Origin of the sequence: Olivibacter jilunii, assembly GCF_900607235.1 — a bacterium.
Taxonomy (GTDB): Bacteria; Bacteroidota; Bacteroidia; order Sphingobacteriales; family Sphingobacteriaceae; genus Olivibacter; species Olivibacter oleidegradans.
The window spans coordinates 39968-63593 of the sequence record NZ_LR027852.1 but is presented as its reverse complement, the minus strand read 5'-3'; the positions used below and the strand labels follow the sequence as shown (position 1 = coordinate 63593).

18 protein-coding genes and 1 tRNA gene are annotated in these 23626 nt (G+C 41.4%); 10 read left to right on the top strand and 9 right to left on the bottom strand.

The window, feature by feature from the left end:
• Positions 1–20 precede the first annotated feature (20 nt).
• The 4 genes from E0E36_RS16460 to E0E36_RS16445 all read left to right on the top strand — a co-directional run bounded on the left by E0E36_RS16460 (position 21) and on the right by E0E36_RS16445 (position 2145).
• On the top strand, positions 21–761 hold the full coding sequence (locus tag E0E36_RS16460; protein ID WP_013665640.1) for an SDR family NAD(P)-dependent oxidoreductase: 741 nt from the start codon (positions 21–23) through the stop codon (positions 759–761).
• A 188-nt stretch (positions 762–949) separates the two neighbouring features.
• Positions 950–1468, top strand: a complete 519-nt coding sequence (gene lspA, locus E0E36_RS16455; RefSeq protein WP_041388171.1) for a signal peptidase II — start codon at positions 950–952, stop codon at positions 1466–1468.
• A 48-nt stretch (positions 1469–1516) separates the two neighbouring features.
• The gene (locus tag E0E36_RS16450) at positions 1517–1909 is read left to right on the top strand and encodes an NUDIX hydrolase (RefSeq protein ID WP_013665638.1); all 393 of its coding nucleotides are present in this window, start codon (positions 1517–1519) and stop codon (positions 1907–1909) included.
• Between the two features lie 163 nt (positions 1910–2072).
• Positions 2073–2145, top strand: a tRNA-Phe gene (locus E0E36_RS16445).
• A 413-nt stretch (positions 2146–2558) separates the two neighbouring features.
• On the opposite strand, the gene E0E36_RS16440 is transcribed toward E0E36_RS16445, so the two are convergent.
• A complete protein-coding gene (locus tag E0E36_RS16440; RefSeq protein WP_242627273.1) occupies positions 2559–4721 on the bottom strand; it encodes a S9 family peptidase in 2163 nt (720 codons plus the stop codon).
• A gap of 239 nt (positions 4722–4960) precedes the next feature.
• Between E0E36_RS16440 and E0E36_RS16435 the strand changes: the two genes are divergently transcribed.
• Positions 4961–6256, top strand: a complete 1296-nt coding sequence (locus E0E36_RS16435) for a 4Fe-4S dicluster domain-containing protein (RefSeq protein ID WP_130856864.1) — start codon at positions 4961–4963, stop codon at positions 6254–6256.
• 80 nt (positions 6257–6336) lie between these two features.
• Complete coding sequence (locus E0E36_RS16430; protein WP_013665635.1) at positions 6337–7131, top strand: (Fe-S)-binding protein; 795 nt, start codon at positions 6337–6339, stop codon at positions 7129–7131.
• 75 nt (positions 7132–7206) lie between these two features.
• Here E0E36_RS16430 and E0E36_RS16425 read toward each other — a convergent pair whose 3' ends face one another.
• The 5 genes from E0E36_RS16425 to E0E36_RS16405 all read right to left on the bottom strand — a co-directional run bounded on the left by E0E36_RS16425 (position 7207) and on the right by E0E36_RS16405 (position 15791).
• On the bottom strand, positions 7207–7716 hold the full coding sequence (locus tag E0E36_RS16425; protein WP_013665634.1) for an OmpA family protein: 510 nt from the start codon (positions 7714–7716) through the stop codon (positions 7207–7209).
• Between the two features lie 117 nt (positions 7717–7833).
• Positions 7834–9273, bottom strand: a complete 1440-nt coding sequence (locus E0E36_RS16420) for a glycoside hydrolase family 30 protein (RefSeq protein ID WP_242627271.1) — start codon at positions 9271–9273, stop codon at positions 7834–7836.
• Between the two features lie 2 nt (positions 9274–9275).
• Entirely contained in the window at positions 9276–10754 is a 1479-nt protein-coding gene (locus tag E0E36_RS16415) for a RagB/SusD family nutrient uptake outer membrane protein (RefSeq protein ID WP_130856863.1), read from the bottom strand.
• An 11-nt stretch (positions 10755–10765) separates the two neighbouring features.
• Positions 10766–13714 carry a SusC/RagA family TonB-linked outer membrane protein gene (locus tag E0E36_RS16410; RefSeq protein WP_130856862.1) on the bottom strand — a complete coding sequence of 983 codons (2949 nt, stop codon included), beginning with the start codon at positions 13712–13714 and terminating at the stop codon, positions 10766–10768.
• Between the two features lie 295 nt (positions 13715–14009).
• Positions 14010–15791, bottom strand: coding sequence for a 7TM diverse intracellular signaling domain-containing protein (locus tag E0E36_RS16405; protein ID WP_242627269.1), 1782 nt, complete (start codon positions 15789–15791; stop codon positions 14010–14012).
• Between the two features lie 206 nt (positions 15792–15997).
• On the opposite strand from E0E36_RS16405, the gene E0E36_RS16400 reads away from it, so the two are divergent.
• Entirely contained in the window at positions 15998–16411 is a 414-nt protein-coding gene (locus tag E0E36_RS16400) for a hypothetical protein (protein WP_013665629.1), read from the top strand.
• An 88-nt stretch (positions 16412–16499) separates the two neighbouring features.
• Here E0E36_RS16400 and E0E36_RS16395 read toward each other — a convergent pair whose 3' ends face one another.
• Positions 16500–18287, bottom strand: a complete 1788-nt coding sequence (locus tag E0E36_RS16395; RefSeq protein WP_041388169.1) for a DNA polymerase III subunit gamma/tau — start codon at positions 18285–18287, stop codon at positions 16500–16502.
• Between the two features lie 240 nt (positions 18288–18527).
• Here E0E36_RS16395 and rpsF point away from each other — a divergent pair, with 240 nt between their 5' ends.
• The 3 genes from rpsF to rplI are packed head-to-tail and all read left to right on the top strand — an operon-like array spanning position 18528 to position 19621.
• A complete protein-coding gene (gene rpsF / locus E0E36_RS16390; protein ID WP_013665627.1) occupies positions 18528–18896 on the top strand; it encodes a 30S ribosomal protein S6 in 369 nt (122 codons plus the stop codon).
• The gene (gene rpsR, locus E0E36_RS16385; RefSeq protein ID WP_013665626.1) at positions 18896–19159 is read left to right on the top strand and encodes a 30S ribosomal protein S18; all 264 of its coding nucleotides are present in this window, start codon (positions 18896–18898) and stop codon (positions 19157–19159) included. Before rpsF ends, rpsR begins: the two co-directional genes overlap by 1 nt.
• An 18-nt stretch (positions 19160–19177) precedes the next feature.
• On the top strand, positions 19178–19621 hold the full coding sequence (rplI, locus tag E0E36_RS16380; protein ID WP_013665625.1) for a 50S ribosomal protein L9: 444 nt from the start codon (positions 19178–19180) through the stop codon (positions 19619–19621).
• A gap of 31 nt (positions 19622–19652) precedes the next feature.
• Here rplI and E0E36_RS16375 read toward each other — a convergent pair whose 3' ends face one another.
• A complete protein-coding gene (locus tag E0E36_RS16375; RefSeq protein ID WP_242627267.1) occupies positions 19653–22052 on the bottom strand; it encodes a DUF5703 domain-containing protein in 2400 nt (799 codons plus the stop codon).
• Between the two features lie 145 nt (positions 22053–22197).
• Complete coding sequence (locus E0E36_RS16370; protein WP_130856861.1) at positions 22198–23613, bottom strand: sialate O-acetylesterase; 1416 nt, start codon at positions 23611–23613, stop codon at positions 22198–22200.
• Positions 23614–23626: the final 13 nt, after the last annotated feature.

The window sequence follows — 23626 nt, the reverse complement described above, 5'->3', positions numbered from 1 at the left end:
TTTGGTAAAAAAAATTACCAATGGAAAGATTGAAAAACAAGATAGTCTTGGTTACAGGTGGCAGCAGAGGAATTGGTGCCGCCATTGTAGAAAAACTCGCTACAGAAGGAGCGCATGTTTCATTTACCTATGCAAAATCGCCGGAAAAAGCTGAACAGCTCCGTGATAGGCTTCAAAAAGCGGGCAAACAAGTGAATGCCATACAAGCAGATAGCGCGGATCCGCAGGCAATACAAAGCGCTATTCAACAGGTTGTATCTGCCTTTGGTCCTATTGATATTCTTGTTAACAATGCCGGTATTTATATTGGTAGGCCCTTTGAAGAGCATACATTGGAAGATTATGAACAAATTATGAATATTAACGTTCGGGCCTTGTTTATAGCAGCATTGGAAACAGTAAAAAGTATGCCCAACGGTGGTCGGATTATTAATATTGGAAGCAATATGGCGGAGAATGCACTGAGTGCACAAACAACACTTTATACAATGAGTAAATCTGCATTAACCGGTTTTACTAGAGGGCTGGCTCGGGACCTAGGACCAAAAAACATCACCGTTAATGTTGTGCAACCAGGTCCAATTGATACAGATATGAATCCTGCAAACACCGAGTTGGCAGATTTTTTACGAAGCAGAATGGCTTTATCAGATTATGGTACCGGGAGTGATATTGCCAATTTAGTGGCGTTCTTGGCAAGTGAAGAAAGCAAGTATATCACCGGCACTTCACTTACCATTGATGGCGGTTTAAACGCCTAGCCAAAGTCATTTACTAACCATCTGGCAGGCAAAGGCTGCCAGATGGTATCAATAAAAGCGCAACCATCGCCTAAACTAATATACTTCTCTTCTACGAATGGTCTTGCTAAATGGAAGTTTTAGTATTATCTTGCAAATCGGTATTGCCCGAACTTCGAAAAAAAAAGGGTCAACAGGTTATTGAGAAGATGAGAACTATATTACTCCTACTATTGGTACTAATAAATGTGGGCTGCGATCAAGTATCAAAACGCATCGTTCGTGAAAAAATTGATTACTATGAAGAGATTAAGATTGTCGACAGGTATTTTGTCTTAACTAAAGTAGAAAATAGCGGTGCTTTTTTAAGCTTGGGCAACAACCTGCCCGGAATCGTAAAAATCATATTTCTATCCATACTTCCTGCCCTAATTTTACTATTCGGCCTTTATTACTTAATACAGCAAGACAAAAACTCAGCCTGGCTATCGGTAGGTATTGCCTTTGCGCTTGGTGGCGGAATAGGCAATCTTTACGACAGAATTCTCTATGGATCGGTCACGGATTTTATGCACATTGATTACCTTTTCATTAAAACAGGTATTTTTAATATGGCGGATGTATCGATTATGACAGGAATGATTTTGATAATCATTGGCTTTTGGGCTCAAAGAAAGAATGAATTAACGCTTTCCGAAATTGAACAAAACACTAAACATAACACTTAATATCGCCATGAGCAAACATGCCTTAGGCTATCAATCATAATAAAGGGAATGATCGACAAACTTGCACTCATTGAAATTAAAGACGGCCGAATCCTATCGACACGCAGCAGAGGGAAAGACACCTATTATCTTCCCGGCGGTAAGCGTGAGGCAGGCGAATCAGATATAGAAGCTCTAATTAGAGAGATCGCAGAAGAGTTGACAGTGACTATAATTCCTGAATCGATCAGATTTTATGGAGAATTCTCCGCCCAAGCTCATGATCATCCAGTAGGAATTATGGTTAACATGCGCTGCTACACAGCATCCTTTCACGGTATTTTGCAAGCGTCGGCTGAAATTGAAGAAGTCGTTTGGCTATCGTACAATGACAAGCCAAGAGTTTCCGAGGTTGATAAGATTATATTTGAAGATCTAAAAGAAAAGGGGCTACTCAAGTAAGCCTAAATTACATTTAAAATTTTGTAGCTGTGAATCAGGCCTATGCACCATATTCTTAAAAAAAACGCATCTTTTTTTTAAGAAAACTTTGGTGAATTCAAAAAAGACACTACATTTGCAGTCCCAAAACAAACGAACGGAAATAAAAAAACCAACGTTTGACGGTACCATAGCTCAGTTGGTAGAGCAAAGGACTGAAAATCCTTGTGTCACTGGTTCGAATCCAGTTGGTACCACAGAAAGCCTCAGATAACACTGAGGCTTTTTTGTTACACAATTCTCGAAGTGACGAACCAAACCAATACGCATATCAATACAACCTCATTTTGTCGTATTAGATAGTTATTTGGTCGAATATTTTTGCATTTTGCGTCCCGGCTTCTGAACTTTGGAAATGGGAAATCGGTTTTAATGAAAGAGAATAAAAATACCGAAAAACAGGGATTGTTTGTCACCATTCATCTCTCTACCTTTGCCAAGGTGGCGTTATTTTTTCCAAAGCTGAATTTAATATAATAAATTTAGAACAATTGTACGGCCTATTCTTTCAAAAATTATTTTTACAAACCATCCTGGTTATATAAAATCCTTAGCTTTACCGCCCTCTTTTTTACTATGTCGTCTGAGGGCGGTAAAGCTAAGGACAAAATCAGTTAATAAAACGCTCAAAAAACTCGTAAGTACGCAACATCTGGTCTATACGTTGCCTATTATCTCCACTACGTGTAATTTCGTGGGTAGCACCGGGATGCCTCACATATTCAACCGGCCTTCCTAATATCTTTAAGCTTTTATATAGCATTTCGCTCTGTATAACACCCGTACGTAGATCATTCTCACCGTGAAAGATGATATACGGAGTTTTTATATTTGACACATAATTAATAGGCGATTCCCGTTCGATCGTTTGTCTGGTTTTCTCTTCCCAAGGATAACCACCGAAATAGTTCGGCACCAGCCGCCACGCGTTTCCTTCTCCAAAAAAGGTCTTTAGATCATACACACCTCGTTGACTACACGCTGCCTTAAAACGTTGGTCGTGCCCAATAATCCAACTTACCAGATAACCGGCATAAGAACCGCCTGTCAGCAACAGTCTACTCGTATCAGCCCAACCTTCCGCTACTGTTCGATCCAAAGCCTCCAAAACATCTTTGGCAGGTCCCTTTCCCCAATTATCCATATTTGCCCGAAGGAACCTTTCACCATACCCTCCCGATCCTCGCGGATTACAATAGACAATACCATAACCTTTTGCACAGAAAAACTGATATTCATGCCACATACTATTCTCGCCCGGTCCCCACATGGCACTCGGTCCACCATGAATCTCCAGCAATAAAGGATATTTCTTCCCCTCTTGAAAACCAATGGGCTTCATTACCCAATACTCCACTTCCATTCCCTCCTCGTTCTTGAAAACATGCTTTTCCGGCAAACTGAGTTTCCTGTTCTTCAACCAGCTTGCATTGAAAGAACTGATTCTCTGGGTTTGCTTCATATCCATATCGGCTATTTCCAGTTCGCACGGGTTGTTTACACTCGTCTTGGTATAAACTAATACTTTTTTTCCAATCACGTAGTCTTCAATTCCTACATGTTCACTCGATAATTTCTCCAGCTTGGCTCCCCTTAATGAAAATCGATAAAGTGGAATCCCTCCGTTGCTTTGAGCGGTAAAATAAACCTGATCTTCTTTTTCAGCCCATTTGAAGTTTCCCATATTTCGATCCAAGTCAATTGGATACAAGTGTTTAGATTCCGTTAAATCCATCACATGCACACTTGGTACATTCGGTGTAGCGACCATGGATTCGCTATATATCAGATAGCTCCCGAATGGAGATACCGTGTTGATTCTATAAGACAGCTCTTTTTTTCCCAATATTTTTTGAGGAAGAGGACTACTCAAGCTTATTTTATAGACAGCGCTTTCTAATGCACGATCCGGAAATATTGTATCCGAAAGCCTCCCATTAACGACGATTTGGTCGTTGTTGCAAAAATAAGGATCACTATAACTGTTAAAACCCGTCGTGATTGCCCTTGGCGCGGTCTGCGGTGCACCATCTGAAACCGCAATGACGAATAAATGGGTAAAGCGCATTTCACTCGAGGTAGCAGCTTCTCCCTGAAACTGTAGCTTATTGATTACTTTTGCCTTATATTCCCTTTCATTCTGAGCCAGATAGGCCCTGACTTCTGCAAGATTTCCATTTGGATTAGCTTTTGCATCCGACTTTCCGAGATAATGATTATCTCGATAACCGGGTTTTTCACTCAACCATAAAGGCAATTGTTGCTTCGGATTTAATAGCGAATCCTGCAGGAGCTCTTCCAATTTCAAGGTGGCACTAAATACTATTTTCTTTCCGTCAGGGCTCCATTTTGGTGAGCTTGCACCATATTTAAAATCGGTAAGCTGCATCGGCTCTCCTCCGGATAACGACATTAAAAACAGCTGCGGTTTACCTTTTATCGTCCTAACAAAAAGAATATCGCTTCCCTTCGGGCTGAAAGAAGGCTGACTTGGATTCTGCTCACTATAGGTAAGTTGCCTTAGCTTATATTGTTCTTCCCTGTTCGCCATCCAAAGCTGGTTATCATATTCATAATTATCTACGTCACTTTCTCGCCCCTTTATTTTTTGAACATTAAACAGGATCAGTTTTTTATCTGGCGAAATTTCAAGCTGATTGATACGTTGTATGTTAAGCATATCTGTAACCTGAATAGATTCGGTAGACTGCTGCGCCGTTACCGCACAGCTGATAAAAACAGATAATTTAAGCAGGAGTAGTCTTTTAACCATAATCGAATGAATTACTTGAGGAAAATAAATAAAAAAGGCAAAAAACATGACATGTACCTGGTTTTTTTACAAAATCGTACCGTATTGCATGAGTGGTTTTAAAAAATCATGACCTCTTTTATCGCGTACTAAGCAACACCTTTAGCATCATATCTGGCAATTTAAATCTTTTCTAAATTTTATTTATTATGCAAGCATAATAAATAGTTTTATGTAACTTCGTAAAAAACCATATTGTTATGATAGGCCAAATTATCTTTGCGATCATTTTATTGACGGCAATTGCTTTAGTAACTTATAACGCGCGCAAGATTATCCGGAATATCAAGTTAGGAAAACCGACAGATAGGAGTGATCAGCCTGGTGTGCGATGGCGAACCATGCTTCGTGTTGCCTTCGGCCAAAGCAAAATGGCCAAGCGCCCCATTCCCTTCGTATTGCATCTTTTTGTTTACTTAGGTTTTATCATCATCAATATAGAAATGTTGGAGATCGTTATTGACGGCTTAGCGGGCACCCATCGTGCTTTTTCCGGTTTGGGCGCTCTGTACAATTTACTGATAGCATGCTTCGAGTGGTTGGCTCTCTCTGTACTACTCGGCTGCGTGATCTTCTTAATCCGAAGAAACATTATACATGTAAAACGTTTCTTCGGAGTGGAGATGACCCGTTGGCCAAGAACCGATGCCAATCTTATTTTGCTTGCAGAGATAGCTTTAATGACGGCATTCTTGTCTATGAATGCCGCTGATTATAAATTGCAATTGCAAATTCATAGCACATCGATCACCGGCTCTTTCCCGATGAGTTCTCTGCTGCTTCCTTTATTGCCTGAAAATCCGGATTCGCTTCGGGTCATTGAGCGCAGTTGCTGGTGGTTTCACATCGTGGGTGTATTGGTTTTCTTGAATTATCTTCCCTATTCAAAGCATTTACATATTGTATTGGCCTTCCCGAATACTTACTTTTCCAACCTAAAACCGAAGGGTCAATTTACAAATATGGACGCTGTGACGCACGAAGTTAAAGCGATGCTCGATCCTTCCTATGCGCCGCCGGTAAGTGATCAACCTGCACGCTTTGGTGTAAAAGACATTACGGATCTCACCTGGAAAAATTTACTGGATGCGTATACTTGTACCGAATGCGGTCGTTGTACCTCAGTATGCCCGGCGAACATCACCGGAAAATTACTTTCACCGCGGAAAATCATGATGGATACTCGGGACCGTATGGTAGAAGTCGGAAAACAAATAGATAAAAACGGCTCATTTACAGAGGATGGGAAATCGCTATTAGATAATTATATTTCGCGGGAAGAACTTTGGGCTTGCACAAGCTGCAACGCCTGCACAGAAGCTTGCCCTGTTAATATTAATCCCTTGGAAATTATTATGGATATGAGACGATATATTGTCATGGAAGAATCACTGGCACCATCCAGCTTGAATACAATGTTTGCTAATGTTGAAAATAACGGAGCTCCATGGAAATATGCACAAGCTGATCGCGTAAACTGGAGAGAAGGCCTTTAGTTATCGAAAATACAAGGCATAAATATATATCAAGAGGACGCACATCCTTTACACTTAGTCATGATACTTAAATAAAAATAATGGATAACACGCTACATATCCCTACTATGGCCGAAATGGCAGCCAAGGGGGAAAATCCGGAAATACTATTTTGGGTAGGTTGTGCAGGTAGCTTTGACGAGCGTGCTCAACACATCACTCGTGACATTTGTAAGATCTTGAATCATGTGGGCCTTAAATTTGCCATACTAGGAACCGAAGAAGGTTGTACCGGAGACCCGGCTAAACGGGCTGGCAATGAATTCCTATTTCAAATGCAGGCTCAAATGAATATCCAAACATTAAACACGTATGAGATAAAGAAGATCGTAACCGCTTGCCCGCACTGCTTCAATACGCTGAAAAATGAATACCCTGCATTAGGCGGACAATATGAAGTGGTTCATCACAGCCAATTGATCCAACAATTAATTGATGAGGGAAAACTCAAGCAAACGGAGGGAAAACCATTCAAGGGTAAAAGAATAACTTTTCATGACCCTTGCTATTTAGGTCGCGGAAACAACGTATATGAGGCTCCTCGAAAAGCACTCGAAGTACTTGATGCACAGCTTGTAGAGATGAAACGATGTAAAAGCAATGGACTATGCTGTGGTGCCGGCGGTGCCCAAATGTTTAAAGAGCCCGAAAAAGGAAGAAAGGATATTAATATCGAACGGATTGATGAAGCGCTGCAAACCGATCCACATATCATAGCAGCAGCATGCCCCTTCTGTATGACAATGCTCAAAGATGGTGTTAAAAACTACAATAAGGAGCAGGAAGTGCAGGTATTGGATATCGCAGAGATAACAGCCAGAGCGAATGAACTTTAGAAGTCCTTAGCTGTTAGCGATTAGTTTTAGCACTTCATTTCAAAAGACTAACCCCTAATCGCTAAAGGCTAAAAGCTATTTCAATATAATCACCTCTACCCTTCTATTTTTTTGCCTACCATCTGCAGTACTGTTCGTTGCTACCGGTTTACTTTTACCATATCCTTTTGTTTTGATGTTGCTTCCATTAAGCCCTATGGATACCGCATAGTTCTTAACCGATGCTGCACGTTTCTCGGATAACCATTGGTTATAATCCGCTTCACCTGTCGAGTCGGTATGGCCATTGATCTGAATTTGTGCATTCGGGTAATTCTTATTAATGTAGGCCACCATGTTCTTCATTGTTACTTTCGCCTTTTCCGACAGATAAGAAGAGTTCGTGGCAAACAGTACATCGGATTCAAAAGTAAGGACCACCCCTTCGTCTGTTCTGGAAACGGTACCGCCTTCAATATGATCTGGCGTACCACCTGTATTGACAACTTCGGCACCATCGTTCACAATCAGCTTTTTACTTTTACAACTTACGAAAAACGTAGCTGCTCCTAATGCAACAATAAAAGCAATTTTGTTAAGTTTCATCTATAGTTATTTGATTTTTTAACAGGATGAGGCAAAGCATCATCTAACAAACGGTAAAATAACTCAAAAGTAGCATGAAAAGCAAACTTTTCGATAAAACGTAAACCGAAATCCTTTTTACCAAACGAAGGTGGCAACCGATCCACCTGGCAGGACAACCGGTACATTTCGTTCCGATTCTTCAAATGTGAAGCCTTGTTCCTCGCTTTCCACATTGACAACAATCAACACCCTTTTTCCCTCAGGAGTTAAGAAGGCCACATTGGGTAAACTATCCATCCATGTAGAGGCTATACGCTTGGATCCCGTTGGAACGAACTTGGAGACATGACCTATAATGTAATAAGCCACATTACGACTTACGCGGTCGTCATCTATGGTTAAAGCCCCTAGGCAGCTGGTACAACCACCGTCGGGTGTATGCGGGTTATAAGAGGCATCAGCTGCCAGATTCCATTCAAGTACATTCCTGCTCCAATTACGCGTAGCACCTATAACAAGCGTAGACACATGCCACTTCAAATCTTCCGGAAAATTGCCAGGACCGCCCACCCATTGTTCGGTAAAGTAGAGACTTTTATCAGGAAAAGCCTCATGCACTTTCGACAATGCTTCAATTTTGCCACCGTACAAATGGAAGGCAGCTCCATCTACATATTTTGCTGCATCTTTATCTGCATAAATTTCCAGCGGGTAGTCGGGCCGATCTGCATTATGATCATATACGATTATTTTGGTTTTTATGCCCGCAGATTCAAAAGCAGGACCTAAAGCCGTTTTAATAAAATCGGCTTGATCCTTTGCTTCCATGTACATACTCGGTGTGTTCCCCGGGTGCAAGGGTTCGTTCTGAATGGTAATCGCATCAATTGTAATACCTTCCTTTTCCATCTCCTTTATATACTTAACAAAATACTGCGCATAACTTGCGTAGTACTCCTTTTTCAGGCTTCCACCTTTAAAAGCTCCATTTGTTTTCATCCATGTAGGAGCCGTCCAAGGGGAGCCCAGTATTTTAAGATCAGGATTGATGGCCAGTATCTTCTTCAGGACCGGAATCAACGTCTCCTTTTCCTTGGCGATCGAAAAATAGTTCAAGTCCGGATCGGTTTTACCCGGTGGCATTTCATCGTAAGTAAATGTAGTGGCACTTAAATCAGATGCTCCAATGCTTATACGGAGATAGTTCACTCGGATTGATTGCTCCTTATCAGCAAAAAGCTCTTCCAGCAAGCTATCCTGCTTGGTGTTCGACAAAGAAGCGATAAGATCGGCACTTCCCCCCGTCAATGTATATCCAAATCCATCAATCTCCTGATAAGTTTCCAACGTGTTTACCACGATATTTTTCGAGGCTTTACTTCCGCCAAAAGACAGCGAAGATTTTTGCAATAAAGCCGAACGGTCTCCTCTGGTTAAATAAGAAGTAATCTCGCTGCCGGTATCGCTTGCTTGTGCTTCGCTACGCTCTTTCTTTGAAAGACCTTGTTTACAAGACAGAAAGATAATCAAGGCCAATATTGCCATATATAGTTTCCCAAACTGCATATCTACCATAATTAGTATCCCGGATTTTGCGTCAATTGCCCATTTCGGTCTAATTCCTGTTGCGGCATTGGCAACAGCAATTTCTCCGTCGTCATATTATAATCCACTGGCTGATTGGTGCGTAAGTCGATTTCATTCAGCTCATTCATTACATCCACCGCCAAACCGGCGCGCTTTAAATCATCCCATCGTTGTGCTTCTTGACAAAGTTCCAGCCTTCTTTCTTTCAAGATGGCCGCTCGTAGAGCTGATTGACTGTTGGCTTCGGAGGGACTGATCTTTGCTCTCTGTCGGATTTGATTTAAAATTTCCCTTGCTTCCGCCGTTCTACCCAATTCATTTAGAGCTTCTGCTTTCAGCAAAATAATATCCCCTAAACGAAGTAAATACTGCCTATTGGAACTGGCCCAACCGCTCGCATTTTTCCACTTATAGGCAAAAGGAACTTCACTATCGGCCCGATTTCCCCAGAACTCATCCAACCAATTTACTTTTTCAAATAAAATGCTGCTATTTTTCCGTACCACATCTGCCTCGCTATCGAAAGCATTTACCAAATCATGGGACGGAGTTACAAATTTTCGCCAGGTATCCCCACTCAATGACGGTGGCAATAACATCTGCGGACCAAAATTACCCTCGGGAGCGCCAACATATTGCACTTCCAAAATCGACTCGGCATTATTGTAATGCGCCCCATCAAATAATTCCGAAAAATTGGCCAACAATTGATAATTGGCCGGACTGTTTATTACGGCATCGCAATAGCTTAACACGCGGTTATAGTCGCGATCTGGTCTCTGGGCGTGCACTTTCGCCAATAAAGCATTTGCGGCACCTTTTGTTGCCCGAGCCTTATTGATACTGCTTTCATCGGAAAAAGTATCCGGCAGCAAAGCCACTGCTTGTTCCAGGTCAGCAATAATTTGATCATACACCTGGCTTTCAGTTGATTTGGAAATGATATATTCTTCTGTTTTGCTCGCCTCCACAGGCACCAAGATCAAGGGCACGCCACCGAAAAGTTTCACTAAATTAAAATAATGAAAGGCTCTAAGAAAATAAGCCTCTCCCAGGATCTGATCCCGTCTTCCGCTTTCGTCCAACTGCGGATCGGAAATACCCGGCACCTTTTCCAATACGGTATTTGCCCGGGCGATCCCTCCGTACAGCTGCCCCCAATTGGTGAATAAGCGACCATTTGTAGGAACAATTTGTAATTTATCAACAGCAAAAATCTCAGGGTTATCTCCCCCTGCGTAGTAATTGTCGGATATTACATCGCTGAATATAATGTTGTCCCAAACATAGTATTCCTGCTGCAGCGCGTCATAAGCTCCTGTCAATGCTGCTTCTGCTTCCTTTGCTGTGGTATAAGCATTTTCATTAGTGGCCTCAGAAATCGGCGTTAAATCGGTAAATTTATTACAGGAAATAATGGTTGTCGCAACAAGGCAAACGACCATACCTCTTATTATATGTCGTGTCATATCTATCTTCTTTAAAATGAAACATTCAAGCCAAAGATTAAGTTACGCGTTTGCGGGTACGTTCCGTAGTCGATTCCCACAAAAGTGTTTTTGTTCTGCGTAGCATCATTGGTATTAGTGAAAGCATTAACTTCCGGATCAAAGCCCTTATAATTTGTAACGGTAAATAGGTTTTCGCCCGTTACATATACTTTTACGTTGCTTAGTTTCAACCTACTCAATAATGTTTCCGGCAAATTGTAGCTTAAGGTTACTGATTTTACGCGCAGATACGAACCATTTTCAACAAAACGAGTGGAGTTCCGTGAATTATTGGTATTATCCGGTACAGCTCGCGGAACATTGGTAAGCTGCCCCGGACTGGTCCAACGATCGAGCACCGCCGTCGTTTGGTTCTTAGCATCAATCATTCCTTCCGTTTCTACCCGCGTACCATTGTAAATATCGTTGCCTTGGCTTCCCTGTAGAAAAATACTGAATCCAAAGTTCTTGTATCCAAAGGTGTTGGTTAGTCCATAAATGAAATCTGGGTTAGGATTTCCAATAATTCGGCGATCATCCGGGGATGGATTGTTGGAGCTTGTTCCGTCGTTTCTTAAATATAGAGCATCTCCCGTCTGCGGATCTACTCCTGTGAACACATAACCATAAAACATGCCGATGGGGTTGCCTACGGTAGTATAACTCAAATCTCCCCTTCCGGATATATTGGCACCGAAAATAGTGGTACCTGCCAAATCGCTTACTTTGTTACGGTTCAATGAAATATTTAAATCGGTTTCCCATTTGAGCGCCCCCGCTAAGTTTCGGGAATTTACCTGAAATTCTAAACCCTTATTTTCCAATGCTCCCGCATTTTGTAAGACATAATCAAAACCCGTTGCTCGAGGTACAGGAACGTTCAGTAATAAGTCGCTCGTCTTCTTTAAATAGGCATCGGCACTGAAATTTAACCGAGCATTAAATACACTGATGTCAAGGCCAATATTTGTTTGCTTCGTCTCCTCCCATTTCAAATTATCATTTTGTAAAGTAGATGGCCGGGTTCCCGGGGATATAACACCTCCAAAGGGATAATTAGCATCACTAGCTACGCGCCCCCAATAAGCATATTCACCTACATTATCATTTCCAACAATTCCCCAACCTGCGCGCAACTTTAAATCATCCAACCAGGAAACTTCATTTAAGAAATTTTCCTTTGACAAACGCCATCCGGCAGAAAACGATGGAAAGTAACCCCATTTGTTTTCCGAACCGAAATTGGAGCTATTGTCTGCACGAAAGTTTGCGGTAAACAGATACTTACCATCAAAATCGTAGTTAACTCTCCCGATAACGGAAACATTTGCTTTTTCCCTTTTCGACACATTTGCTATCCGTATCACGGAGCCTGCATTGGGTGTCGTAATCGATGTACCGGAAAAACCGGTACGTTCGGTTTCACTGTTTTCCCACTGGGTTTTTTGTGCCACCATCCCCAGTAAAGCACCGAAATTGTGTTTTTCAAGCTGTTTGTTATAAGTTAAGGTGTTGTCAGCAATCCAGTAATTACGTTGATCGGTATTGTAACGTCCAATACCTTCCTGCGCACGACCATAGCTTGTACGGATCGGATCCAGGAAATATTCATATACACCACTTCCTGCATCAATACCAAAATTACTGCGGAACTTTAATCCGGGAAGAAAAGTGATTTCTGCATAGGCATTTCCTATGACCCGTTGATTTCTATAACCCCGTTCAGATCCATCTGTAAATGCAAGGGGGTTTTCCCAATCCTGAAAGGGGTTACTGGTGAAGGTACCGTTAGGATTGTAAATTCCAATATTGGGAGGTGTAGATAAAATCCCCATAATGACCCCTCCTTGATTAACTGCTTGATTGTCGGCCACATCTACATCATGGTAACGCGTATAACCTAAGTTGGTACCTAACGTCAGCCAACTATTTACTTCTTGTTGCAAATTTACCTTAAAGTTATAACGATCCATTTCGGCGCTTCTCACAGCTCCCTTTTGCTTGGTCCAACCGCCGGATAAGTAATAAGTTGTTTTATTGCTTTTCCCCGAAAATGCTAATTGATAATTCTGGGATGCCCCTTGTTGAAAAACTTCATCTTGCCAGTTCGTGTTGGCTGTGTATCGATCCCAATCCGTGTTTCTTCCTAACGCTGTCATCAACTCCCGATATTGACTCGCATTTAGCACATCGAGTTTACGCCATACGGAAGAAAACCCGGCATAGGCATTTAGGTCAACACGAGTCTTCCCCTCCTTGCCTTTCTTTGTGGTGATAAGTACAACGCCGTTTGCTCCCTGCGCACCGTAAATAGCAGCCGATGCGGCATCCTTCAAAATAGACATACTTTCGATATCAGCGGGATTAATCGAACGTGTATCGGCTATCGGTACGCCATCTACTACATACAGTGGGTCGCTGCTGGAGGTAATGGAACTCGTTCCACGGATACGAATGTTCAACCCCGCATTAGGTTTACCGCCGGGGGAGGATACTTGCACCCCTGCCGTTTTACCTTGCAAGATACTTCCAAATTGGGTGTTAGGTCTAGACTCAAAAGCTTCTTGTGAGACGACACCTACAGCCCCCGTGATATCTCCTTTACGTTGCGTGCCATAACCTACAACTACTACTTCATCTAGCTCTTGATTGGAGGGCAATAGTGTAATTTCAAGTGTACTGCTTCCCTGTACGGCTTCTTCCTTTACCTGATAACCGATATAAGAGAAAATCAATACCGCATTGTCTGGTGTCTTTAGCGTAAATTGCCCATTTCCATCGGTAGTGGTACCCCCTGTCCCTCCTTTCACCTTAACAGATACACCGGGCAGGGCATCTCCGGATATATCCTTCACCACGCCTCTCACAGTGGTCCCTTGCCCGTAACTTGAGATGCAGATGAAAAATAGGAAAATCATTAGTAAAAGCTTCCTCGACATAGTTTAATAAATTGGTGTAATTAAAATTGTTTACTTGTTAGCCGGCTATTTATTCCGGGACAAATATAGATGGTAAAACAGGAAAAAAACAAATATTTTTATATGTAAATGACTGATATATAGATAATTACAAATTAATTGATACGCTTAAATACCGGAATATAAAGCGGGTCGCAATGCTTGTGTTTCAGCACCTTCCTTTAAAATAGAAGCATGTGTACTAAATACACTATGATACGCTTTAACACCGTCGATTTTTTAATTTATTAGCACCCATAATCTACTTTTACTAAGGCTAAAAAAGCAATTCACTCCATCCTTTATCGCCCAATTTCCGAAAAGTTAGTTTTTTCTCTTCTATTTGCTGCTTAATTTTTTTACTGTATGCCCAGCAGGTGCTCTGCCTAATCGATAAGATATCTGATAACTTGTGTGAGGATATTTTTCCTTTGGTAGAGTAGATTAAATAGATAAGGTAGAAAGATTTGTTAATAGGTATACGTATATTTTGCAGGAGCGTATGGGCCGTCGCCGACTCTTCGTAGCCACAGTTCGAACAACGCCTGCTATAAGGTAAATGCCCAGGATAATAAGTGGTGGTTGCACATTTCTTACATTCATAACCTTCCCTCCATTTAAGCTCTGCTAAAAATTTCAGGCAGCTCTCCTGATCGGGATAGAGTTTACTGAATTCCTCAAACCGAACACCTGTTGATAGCACACGCGCACGAGTAACCTGTTCTACATTTTCTTTCAGTTCTTCATTATCTTTATTAAGCAGCGCATTGATCCGTGCTATTTCATCACGCTGCTCCTGAAGGGTATGATTGGCTGAAAAAAGCGCTTCGTTTTGCTGCTCTATAATCGAGGACTTTTCCATAAGTTCTTTGGTGCGCTCCGTCACTTTTGCTTCCAGCTCTCGGTTAATATTATCTTTAAGCTCCTGATTAATTTTCATTTGTTTGATGATGCGCTGTTGCGCGCGATCGCGACTGTATTTAAGCACACGCACGCGGTCACCCACGGCTAATGACAAAAAGGTCATTTCCATAATAAAACAGAAGCTTAATATATAATAGGAAATGATCCCAAAATTCAGCCAAGTGAACCCTAACATAATGAGAAACTTTACGAGATAGCCGAAGAATAGGAAGCCATAGCCAATAACAAAATATCGAGCAGGGCGATAGCCTGTCGTCCATATATAAATTCCTGAACCAAACGCGACAAGAAGTGGCACAGCTTCCAGAAATTTATAATTGAAAAGACTTTTATCAAAAAGCAAGCAATAAGCAAAGAACAATAATCTGGCAGCAATAACAACAGAAATAAAAAAATGCAAGCGAGGGGCCTTTCGGTGCAGCAGCAATAAACGCTGTGTAAATAATAAGGCGAATATGCTCATCAAACATAGAACAATCCCAAAAGCAAATTGATTCCAGTTTGACAGACGGGGCCATAGATAATGATAGGCGATACCGTCTGTACACATTTCAAATAGGGCAACACATAACAGGTAACAAACGTAGTAAAGATAGGCTCTCTGTCTTACGGCGAAGAACATAACCATATTATAAAAACAGAATATAAAGATCATGCCGTAGAAAATACCGAAACTAAAATACTCTCCCAAGGCATATCCTATAAAATAATCAATGGAACGAAGGACGATGATAACATCTGCTACCTGAGATGATTTAATACGGAAGTAGTAGTCATGCGTTCCCTGTAATTCGTTATACAAAGGAATCACAAAGTTTTTGTGCCTAAAAGGACGGGCAGAAAACGTTAACTGATCACCCAATACGACCTGTGCATATCTACCTTGCCGGGTGGGAATATAAGCTTCAATCTCATCAATAGTTTGGTCAAAGAATTCTAGAACAAACAACTTTTCCCGCGTATCCCGGTGATCAATGCGTAATTTATACCAATAGTATTTGTTGGTTTCTGTATTCTGAGGAGTGCTGCTTTTATTGGTCTTAAATAACGACGCGCCGCGAGCTTGCTGAATCTGCTCGAATGTTAACCTATCTGTCGTATCTACCATGGATTTGAGTTCTCCAAAAGTGAACATATGTTGATGTAGGCTATCTGTTAGTAAAACCGGCTGCTGTGCCTGAACCGAAAACAATATTCCGGATAAACCGATAAAGAAAAAAAATGTGATTACACATCGATTAAGCATAAACAAAGATACAGCTTCGGATTAAACACATTTTAACAAACCTATTTTAAAATCAACTGTTCCATAGGAAGAATACGAACTTAAGAAAAAGCATTATGAATAAGGATAAACCGAATATTCAAAAGAACGAAGAGATTCCAAATGATCAGGCCGATCGTGGTAATATAGAAAATTTACGTTATAATGAGCGGGAAGATAGCTTTGAGTACGATATTGATCCCGACACGAAGGACTATCCGAACGAAGAAAGAGAGTATCAACATGAAGATCCTTATGATACTACTGCGCCGCAGGGGGAAGATGACAATTCGGATTGGGATGAAGCTAATCAGTATGTAGGCGATGAATACGACCCCGACAAATCGTTAGAAACTGATGTCGAAGAGTTAGGTATGCATATCGACAATGGACGGATCACACGCTTAAGTAAAGAGGATGAAAAATTAGCAGAAACACCTGAAGATGAAAGAGATGATTTAGATGAAGAGGGTTATCCAAAACGAGATTAGGACTGCTTATAGGGGCTTTAGCCTTTAGGTGTAGCAATTAATATAAATAAATGCAACAGCCAATAGCTCAGGCCTCACGGCTAATAACTTATTCAAACCCCAGGTTGAATTCTTGTCTTAATTTATCCACTAAAGGATTTTTAGCGACCATTGCCTGATACTTCTCTTGATTGGTATAAGGTTTACGTACGACATTCGATTCGGCTTGTACGGGAATCAGGTCTATAGAAAAATTTTTCAATCTGACCCGTAATTCATTTAGCATATCAATTTTAGATATGGACAATAAATTTTCCTGAATGGCATTTTCTACGATTACCTCTACCTTGAAATCATCCCTGAGTTTAGGAGGATTAGCGGTCATTAAGGTAAAAAGCGTAATCTTGCTTTCGGCCTTCGCTTTATCTGCAAAAGCATGCCAAACCTTTAAAAAATCGTCATAGGTAAAGTGCTGTTGGTCCGATCCCGTTATATATTCGGGATCAGCGTTAGGATCCGTTTCCTTTTTATCTTTAAAAACGTCACTTAAGCTGGGAATCGAGGACGATAATTTGATATCCTTAAAACTAGGAATCTTCAGTTTTCCCGAGGCTGTGGACTCCTGCAATTTCGGCGAAGAGTCTTGATGGATAGCTGCCGGAGACGTGGGTTTCATCGGCTCCTTTGGCGTCGCCGTCACAGGAGGAGGGGCTGAAACCACGTTAACTGCTAAAGTATCAGGTTTTTTTTTTACCGACTCAGGCCGGTTATTCATTTCGATTGCTTGCTTATTAAACTGAATGGCCGATCGGATGTGGCACATTTTTAACAGAGCGAGTTCTACTTGCAGTCGCTGGTTTTTGCTCGTTCGATAATTTATTTCGCATTGATTGGCGATATTTAAAGCCGAAAGCAACAGGCCCACCTCCGCTTGTTGTGCCTGCTCTAAATAGCGTTGACGAATATTTTCACTTACTTCCAATAATTTAAGTGTACTGGCGTCCTTTCCTACTAAAAGGTTTCTAAAGTGAGACGCTAAACCCGAAATAAAATGGCTGCCATCAAAACCATTGGACAGTACCTCATCAAAAACCAATAGTGCATTCACCGAATTTTCGGAAAAGATCGCATCGGTTAGCTTAAAATAATAGTCATAATCTAAGATATTCAGGTTATCAATAACTGCTTGATAGCTAACGTTCTTATTGGAAAAGCTAACAATCTGATCAAACATGGATAAGGCATCCCGAAGTCCCCCATCTGCTTTTTGTGCAATGAGATGCAATCCGTCCTGGTCATAAGCAACGCCTTCTTTATTCGCTATGTTTGCCAGGTGACCGGCAATATGTTCAACTTTAATCCGGTTAAAGTCGAAAATCTGGCAACGAGATAAAATCGTAGGCAATATTTTATGCTTCTCAGTAGTCGCCAGAATGAAAATAGCATAAGCGGGAGGTTCCTCCAATGTTTTCAAGAAAGCGTTGAAGGCCTGCGTTGAAAGCATGTGCACCTCATCGATAATATAAATTTTATACTTACCGGTCTGCGGGGGAATTCTAACCTGTTCAATCAGACTTCTTATATCATCAACAGAGTTATTAGAAGCTGCATCCAGTTCGTGAATACTAAAGGAATTGCCGTTTTGAAATGACTTACAGGAGTCGCAGGTACCACAAGCTTCTATTTCCGAACTTAAATGTTGACAATTAATTGTTTTTGCTAAAATGCGTGCACAAGTCGTTTTCCCCACCCCACGTGGACCGCAAAAGAGAAAGGCCTGTGCTAACTGACTGTTCTTAATGGCATTCTTAAGCGTTCCGGTAATGTGCTGCTGTCCCACTACCGTTTCAAAGGTTGAAGGCCGATATTTACGCGCAGAAACAATAAAATTATCCATCGGCACGAAGGTACGGATTTTGCCGGAATTAGCCAATCGGCTTTTGTTAGTTGAGAAGTAAAAGTAGTCGAGCCGTTGAGTTGTTATGTTTCTGTTGGATCATCAAATACTCTCCTACTTAACTATTTCCCCACTTAACTACTTAACAACAAGCGAAACAAAGCTTGCAATTCTAAAAACATATACCTATCTTTGCGCTCCGCTTTGTGCGGACATTATAATAACAAACTTTTTAACAAAATGCAACAATACGAAACCGTAGTAATTCTTACCCCGTTGTTATCAGAAGAGGTTGCGAAAGAGGTAATTGCCAAATTCAAAAACATTCTTACTGAAAACGGAGCCGAAATTATCCACGAGGATAATTGGGGTTTGAAAAAATTAGCGTACCCTATTGAGAAAAAAACAACAGGGTTCTATCACCTAACAGAATTCAAGGCTCCAGGTGAATTAATCAGCAAACTGGAACTTGAGTACAAACGTGATGAACGTGTTATGCGGTTCCTTACCATTTCGTTAGATAAGCATGCAATTGCTTATAACGAGAAAAAGCGCAGCGGTGCTTTTAACAAGAAACCTGAAACGAAAACTGAGGAGGTAGCAAAATAATGGCAAAAGAGCAAATTCAATACGTTACTGCCCCTAAAGTAGAGGATAACCGTAAGAAGTATTGCCGTTTCAAAAAGAACGGTATTAAATATATCGATTATAAAGACGCAAACTTTTTATTGAAGTTTGTAAATGATCAAGGTAAGATTTTACCTCGCCGCCTAACAGGAACTTCTTTAAAATTCCAACGTAAAGTGGCACAGGCTGTGAAACGTGCACGCCATATTGGTTTATTACCTTATGTAACTGATTCATTAAAATAATCTGGAGGTAAGAACGACATGGAAATTATTTTAAAACAAGATATTAAGAAGCTTGGCGAGAAGGATGATATCGTAACCGTAAAAAATGGTTATGGTCGTAACTACTTAATTCCTCAAGGTTTAGCGATTTTAGCTACTCCTTCAGCCAAGAAAGTGCTTGCAGAAAACATTAAACAAGCGCAATTTAAACAAGAAAAAATCAAGAAGGATGCTACCGATCTTGCAGCTAAATTAGAGTCTGTTAAATTAACAATAGGCGCTAAAGCTGGAGAAACCGGCAAGATCTTCGGTTCGGTTAACACGATTCAAATCGCTGATGCTTTGAAAAAAGAAGGTTTTGAAGTTGATCGCCGTCGTATCACTTTTGATGTAGAGCCAAAAGAGCTTGGCGAATATACTGCTAATTTAAACTTACACAAGGAAGTTAAAGTACAAGTTCCTTTTGTGGTTGTAGCAGAATAACGTCCTCCTAAGAACAAAGAAGAGCCCTACCTTACAGTAGGGCTTTTTTTGTGAATATACTTTCCTGGAGCAGAAAAAACACCGTAACTTCATTGATATTGTTTGAGGATTCCAAGATATTAGTAGATTCGGGTAAAATAACATCATTTCTTCGGCTTGCCGGCTTAACGATTAGCTTTTTAACTTTCCCATTCTTCACCTCCACCTCAACGGTCGTCTGCTTAGGAGCATGCAGTTTGAAAGCTACATCGCAGTCCAACGGCCACGACGGAAGCACATAGATTTTATCTCCTACGGTTTGCAACAACATTTCCTGCAAACCGATCATACCCGAGCCGCCCCAATTATGGTCCGGCACCCAATCAAAACCCGGCCCCCAGAACGCAGGAAATCGACGAGGTGCATTGCTTAATTTTAATCGATTTAACCGTAAAGCTTCATCTGTTAACCCTAAACGGGCAGCGAATATGTTATCCTGCTTCCAGCCAATATGACTTCTAAATTTCAACGCATCCCGATCGAATTGATAGGTATTACGGGCCGTATCTAAGCCCGGCTTCCCAACCCCATAGAGTCCCCAGGGAAAAACAGGGTATAATTGAGGTGATTCGACATTATTTACCCGTTCCCACAGTTTTGCCGGCGCCAGTAAGATACGATTATCTATCGTTCTATAGCTTAAGGGAGGAATACGGGATAGCATCTTTTTCCATTCGGCCTTTCTTGAAGAAGGCAATAATGTATCAGGAAGCGTCAACAGTCCCTCCGTAACGGTTTTCAAAGCTGCTATGGTGGAATTTGCATTGTAAGCCATTTTATAGGTTTCAGCAGCCGATCCGGGATAAAGCACAAGCTGTCCATCTCCATCCAGAGCCTTCCGTCCTCTCTTCTTCGCTAGGTATTGATAATGTTCATCAAAAAACTGTAAACAGCTTTCTATTAAAGGCATATATGGACGAATATTAGCGCCGGTATAACGATGGCTTTCCAATATCATCATGCAGAACTCCAATACGGTATCCCATTGATATTCCAACCAAGCATTATACTCCATTCCCCGATCAAAATCCACTGGCCGCTTCCACCCATATTCGGCCGGATTCGGCAGGCCAAAGTTTTCGATTTGCTCGGTAAAGCTGGCGCCCTTGTGGCCCCAATAGGTTTGCGTTCTCAACTCAGCATTGCTTAATATCCTACGGTAAAAGTCAAATGCGGGCTTCATCAAATCGACATCTCCGCTCTTTAGCATGGGCCAGTATACCAAACGTTGATTTTGAGCCGTATGAGTGCCTCCACCCCAATTCCTGAAATCAGGGGTATAGGTCATTGCCGTATCTATCCTCGACGGATCATAGGTAAAAAGTCCGCCATTAAATTTTGTCGGATATGCTCCGTAAGCGTTACAAGCCAGCATATACCTAAATAGCTGATAATTCCGGGCCATTTGCCAATCAATATCGCTGGTGTCTTTACTCCCGGGCTTGATGCAGATATAACTTCGATCCCAGAAATTCGCCCACCATTCCTTGTTATGAACAGTAGCCCCCTTATCCTTCTTCGTTTTAGCTAAGAGCAACAATTCCTTCTTCCAAGTATCTACCGATTTTTCTTGTTTTGTATGAAGGTAAATTTTGATTGATTGTTTTTTTGTTGGTTTTTCGGTCGTTAGACGCCACCCCTTATAATCTGTATCTTGGTATTTGCCTGAAGTTTCACCAGCTTGTTGCATACCTTCACCGATCAGGAATCCACCAAAGGTCAGGTCAGACAAGGGATCGAATAACTTCTTTTTAACACTATCCAGACCTTGTTGTTTCACAGTTACATCAAAAACGGTATTTTCCTTATTTCGATGATAAAATAAAACTCCGCTACTACCTTCGTAACCTACGATATCTTTTTTTGCAATAACATCACCAGGCGGCGCCCATTTATAGGAATTTGCATTGTTTTCCTTACCTTTTGTGACCCGATCTTGGTACCGCCAATTTTCGTAAGTAGCTGTTACTTGCAGAGGTTTATCAGCCGCAATGTCTACATGAACGATAGGTGCAAACACGTCCACCCACAAGTTGATCTTTGCTGAAATCTCTTCGTTCTTCGCTTCAATATATATGGTCCCCTCCCGAAGCTTCAATTCCTGTTTAAAGGTGCCACCATAAAATGGATTAGGAGATAAGCGCAATCTAACGCGCCCTAATTTCAATAACGTATTGTTTTCGTCAAAGGTTCCGCTGCGCGCAATATAAAATAGCACGTCGCCCTTCTCTGTCCATACATTCAGTCCCACATCCCCTCCCCCACAAGGCATGGATTCGCTCGAATTGTTACTTTGGCTGTTCCATATAATATTATATGAACTTAGATCTACCTCTTGACCAACGGAAAACTTCCAAAGAAAAAAAAAGAATAGGATAAAATATCTTTGCATTATTTTTTCAATTTTTTTTAGCTATCGGCTATACACCTTCAGCTCGCTCCTATCGCTATAGGGCTTTCCATTATCACATCATCACATTGACTAATATCTCCGTATAACCTTCTCAACCACTTCCCTACTTAACAACTTAACCATTTTACCAATTATCCGTTCTAAAGGACGCAACGGGCAAGCCGGCAGTACTAAATAGTTCGCCTCTTGCAAAATCTTTAAAGGCGTAACGGACTGCCAGCGGCTTCACTACGGAAGGCGAGCTTAGGATAACGGTATTGCCTTTAATCAATCCCTGCGCCGGGTAAAAAACTTTGTCTTCGCCTGCTATTTCAAAATTATGTAATTCACCGCCAAAAGCGCTTAGACCAAGGGTAGCATGCTTAAAATGTACAATCGCCTGTCCTCCTTGCACCTCCATTGATTCATAGCTAGGGGAAGCCCAGGCAAAACCTTTTTTGCCGTATACATTTGACAAGGCAATTAAAGCAAAGCGTTCTCCGCCTACTTTTTTGTTAGCAGGGTGGATACAATTTTCTTCGCCTACATCCATTAAAGAAATCATTTCGCTATTAGGTATTTTCTCCAGTGATTTTCTTTGCGCATCCCGCAAAAAGGCCGAATTATATTTACCACCTGTATGATAAGGTGGCAGCTGTGCATAATTATACGGTGCGATTTGCGCATAATAAAAAGGGAAATTCCCTTGATTCCACAAAGCTCTCCACCTCTTCACCATGGCCGGAAAAAGCTGTTCATATAGATCAGGGTTTTCATAATTTGATTCACCTTGATACCAAATACATCCCTTAATTGTATAACCAACAATTGGGTGAATCATCCCGTTAAAAAGGGTTGTTGGGGTCCGATTCTTTACCGGAATACTGTCTTTTGGTAAGGAAACCTCCTTAAAATCCTGCAACAGTTCACGATCCATCCAAGCTTCAATGGTTGATCCGCCGTAGCTGCTGTGAATCAGTCCAACAGGCACTTGCAGAATCTCTTGCAGTAAGCGCCCGAAGTAATAGGCGGTAGCACTGAAGTTAGCTACATTTTCAGGATTCGCCTCCTTCCAAACCGACGGTTTGCTATCGTCCTGAGGCTGTAACTGAGAGGATCGAGGCACGGTATATAAACGAAGGTGGTTATTTGCCGAATGAAGAATTGCGTCATTTGACCCGATAATGGGTTGTCCTCTAAAGCCTTTTAATAGCATTTCCATATTTGACTGACCGGAACATAGCCATACTTCACCAATTAGTATGTCTTTTATTGTATACGGCGTACCGTCATTTAAAGCCAGTGAATAGGGCCCTCCAGCGTCCGGTGTTTGCACCTTAACAAGCCATTTACCTTTCTCGTTGGCCTTTACATTATATTTTTGATGGTTCCATGAACTCTCGATCGTTACGTTTGTACCAGGAGACGCCCATCCCCAAATAGGTACGGCCGACTGCCGTTGAAGTACCATGCCATCCGTAAAAATGGCTCCCAACCTAATTTCGGCAAAAGCACTGCCATAAATGAAGAGGAAAGAAAGTATAAAAAGTGCTCTTCTCATTTTACTAAATTAT

Coding starts and splice junctions, on each gene's coding strand:
- E0E36_RS16460 (WP_013665640.1), top strand. CDS start 21: ATGGAAAGATTGAAAAACAAGATAGTCTTGGTTACAGGTGGCAGCAGA.
- lspA (WP_041388171.1), top strand. CDS start 950: ATGAGAACTATATTACTCCTACTATTGGTACTAATAAATGTGGGCTGC.
- E0E36_RS16450 (WP_013665638.1), top strand. CDS start 1,517: ATGATCGACAAACTTGCACTCATTGAAATTAAAGACGGCCGAATCCTA.
- E0E36_RS16440 (WP_242627273.1), bottom strand. CDS start 4,721: ATGGTTAAAAGACTACTCCTGCTTAAATTATCTGTTTTTATCAGCTGT.
- E0E36_RS16435 (WP_130856864.1), top strand. CDS start 4,961: ATGATAGGCCAAATTATCTTTGCGATCATTTTATTGACGGCAATTGCT.
- E0E36_RS16430 (WP_013665635.1), top strand. CDS start 6,337: ATGGATAACACGCTACATATCCCTACTATGGCCGAAATGGCAGCCAAG.
- E0E36_RS16425 (WP_013665634.1), bottom strand. CDS start 7,716: ATGAAACTTAACAAAATTGCTTTTATTGTTGCATTAGGAGCAGCTACG.
- E0E36_RS16420 (WP_242627271.1), bottom strand. CDS start 9,273: ATGGTAGATATGCAGTTTGGGAAACTATATATGGCAATATTGGCCTTG.
- E0E36_RS16415 (WP_130856863.1), bottom strand. CDS start 10,754: ATGACACGACATATAATAAGAGGTATGGTCGTTTGCCTTGTTGCGACA.
- E0E36_RS16410 (WP_130856862.1), bottom strand. CDS start 13,714: ATGTCGAGGAAGCTTTTACTAATGATTTTCCTATTTTTCATCTGCATC.
- E0E36_RS16405 (WP_242627269.1), bottom strand. CDS start 15,791: ATGTTCACTTTTGGAGAACTCAAATCCATGGTAGATACGACAGATAGG.
- E0E36_RS16400 (WP_013665629.1), top strand. CDS start 15,998: ATGAATAAGGATAAACCGAATATTCAAAAGAACGAAGAGATTCCAAAT.
- E0E36_RS16395 (WP_041388169.1), bottom strand. CDS start 18,287: ATGGATAATTTTATTGTTTCTGCGCGTAAATATCGGCCTTCAACCTTT.
- rpsF (WP_013665627.1), top strand. CDS start 18,528: ATGCAACAATACGAAACCGTAGTAATTCTTACCCCGTTGTTATCAGAA.
- rpsR (WP_013665626.1), top strand. CDS start 18,896: ATGGCAAAAGAGCAAATTCAATACGTTACTGCCCCTAAAGTAGAGGAT.
- rplI (WP_013665625.1), top strand. CDS start 19,178: ATGGAAATTATTTTAAAACAAGATATTAAGAAGCTTGGCGAGAAGGAT.
- E0E36_RS16375 (WP_242627267.1), bottom strand. CDS start 22,052: ATGCAAAGATATTTTATCCTATTCTTTTTTTTTCTTTGGAAGTTTTCC.
- E0E36_RS16370 (WP_130856861.1), bottom strand. CDS start 23,613: ATGAGAAGAGCACTTTTTATACTTTCTTTCCTCTTCATTTATGGCAGT.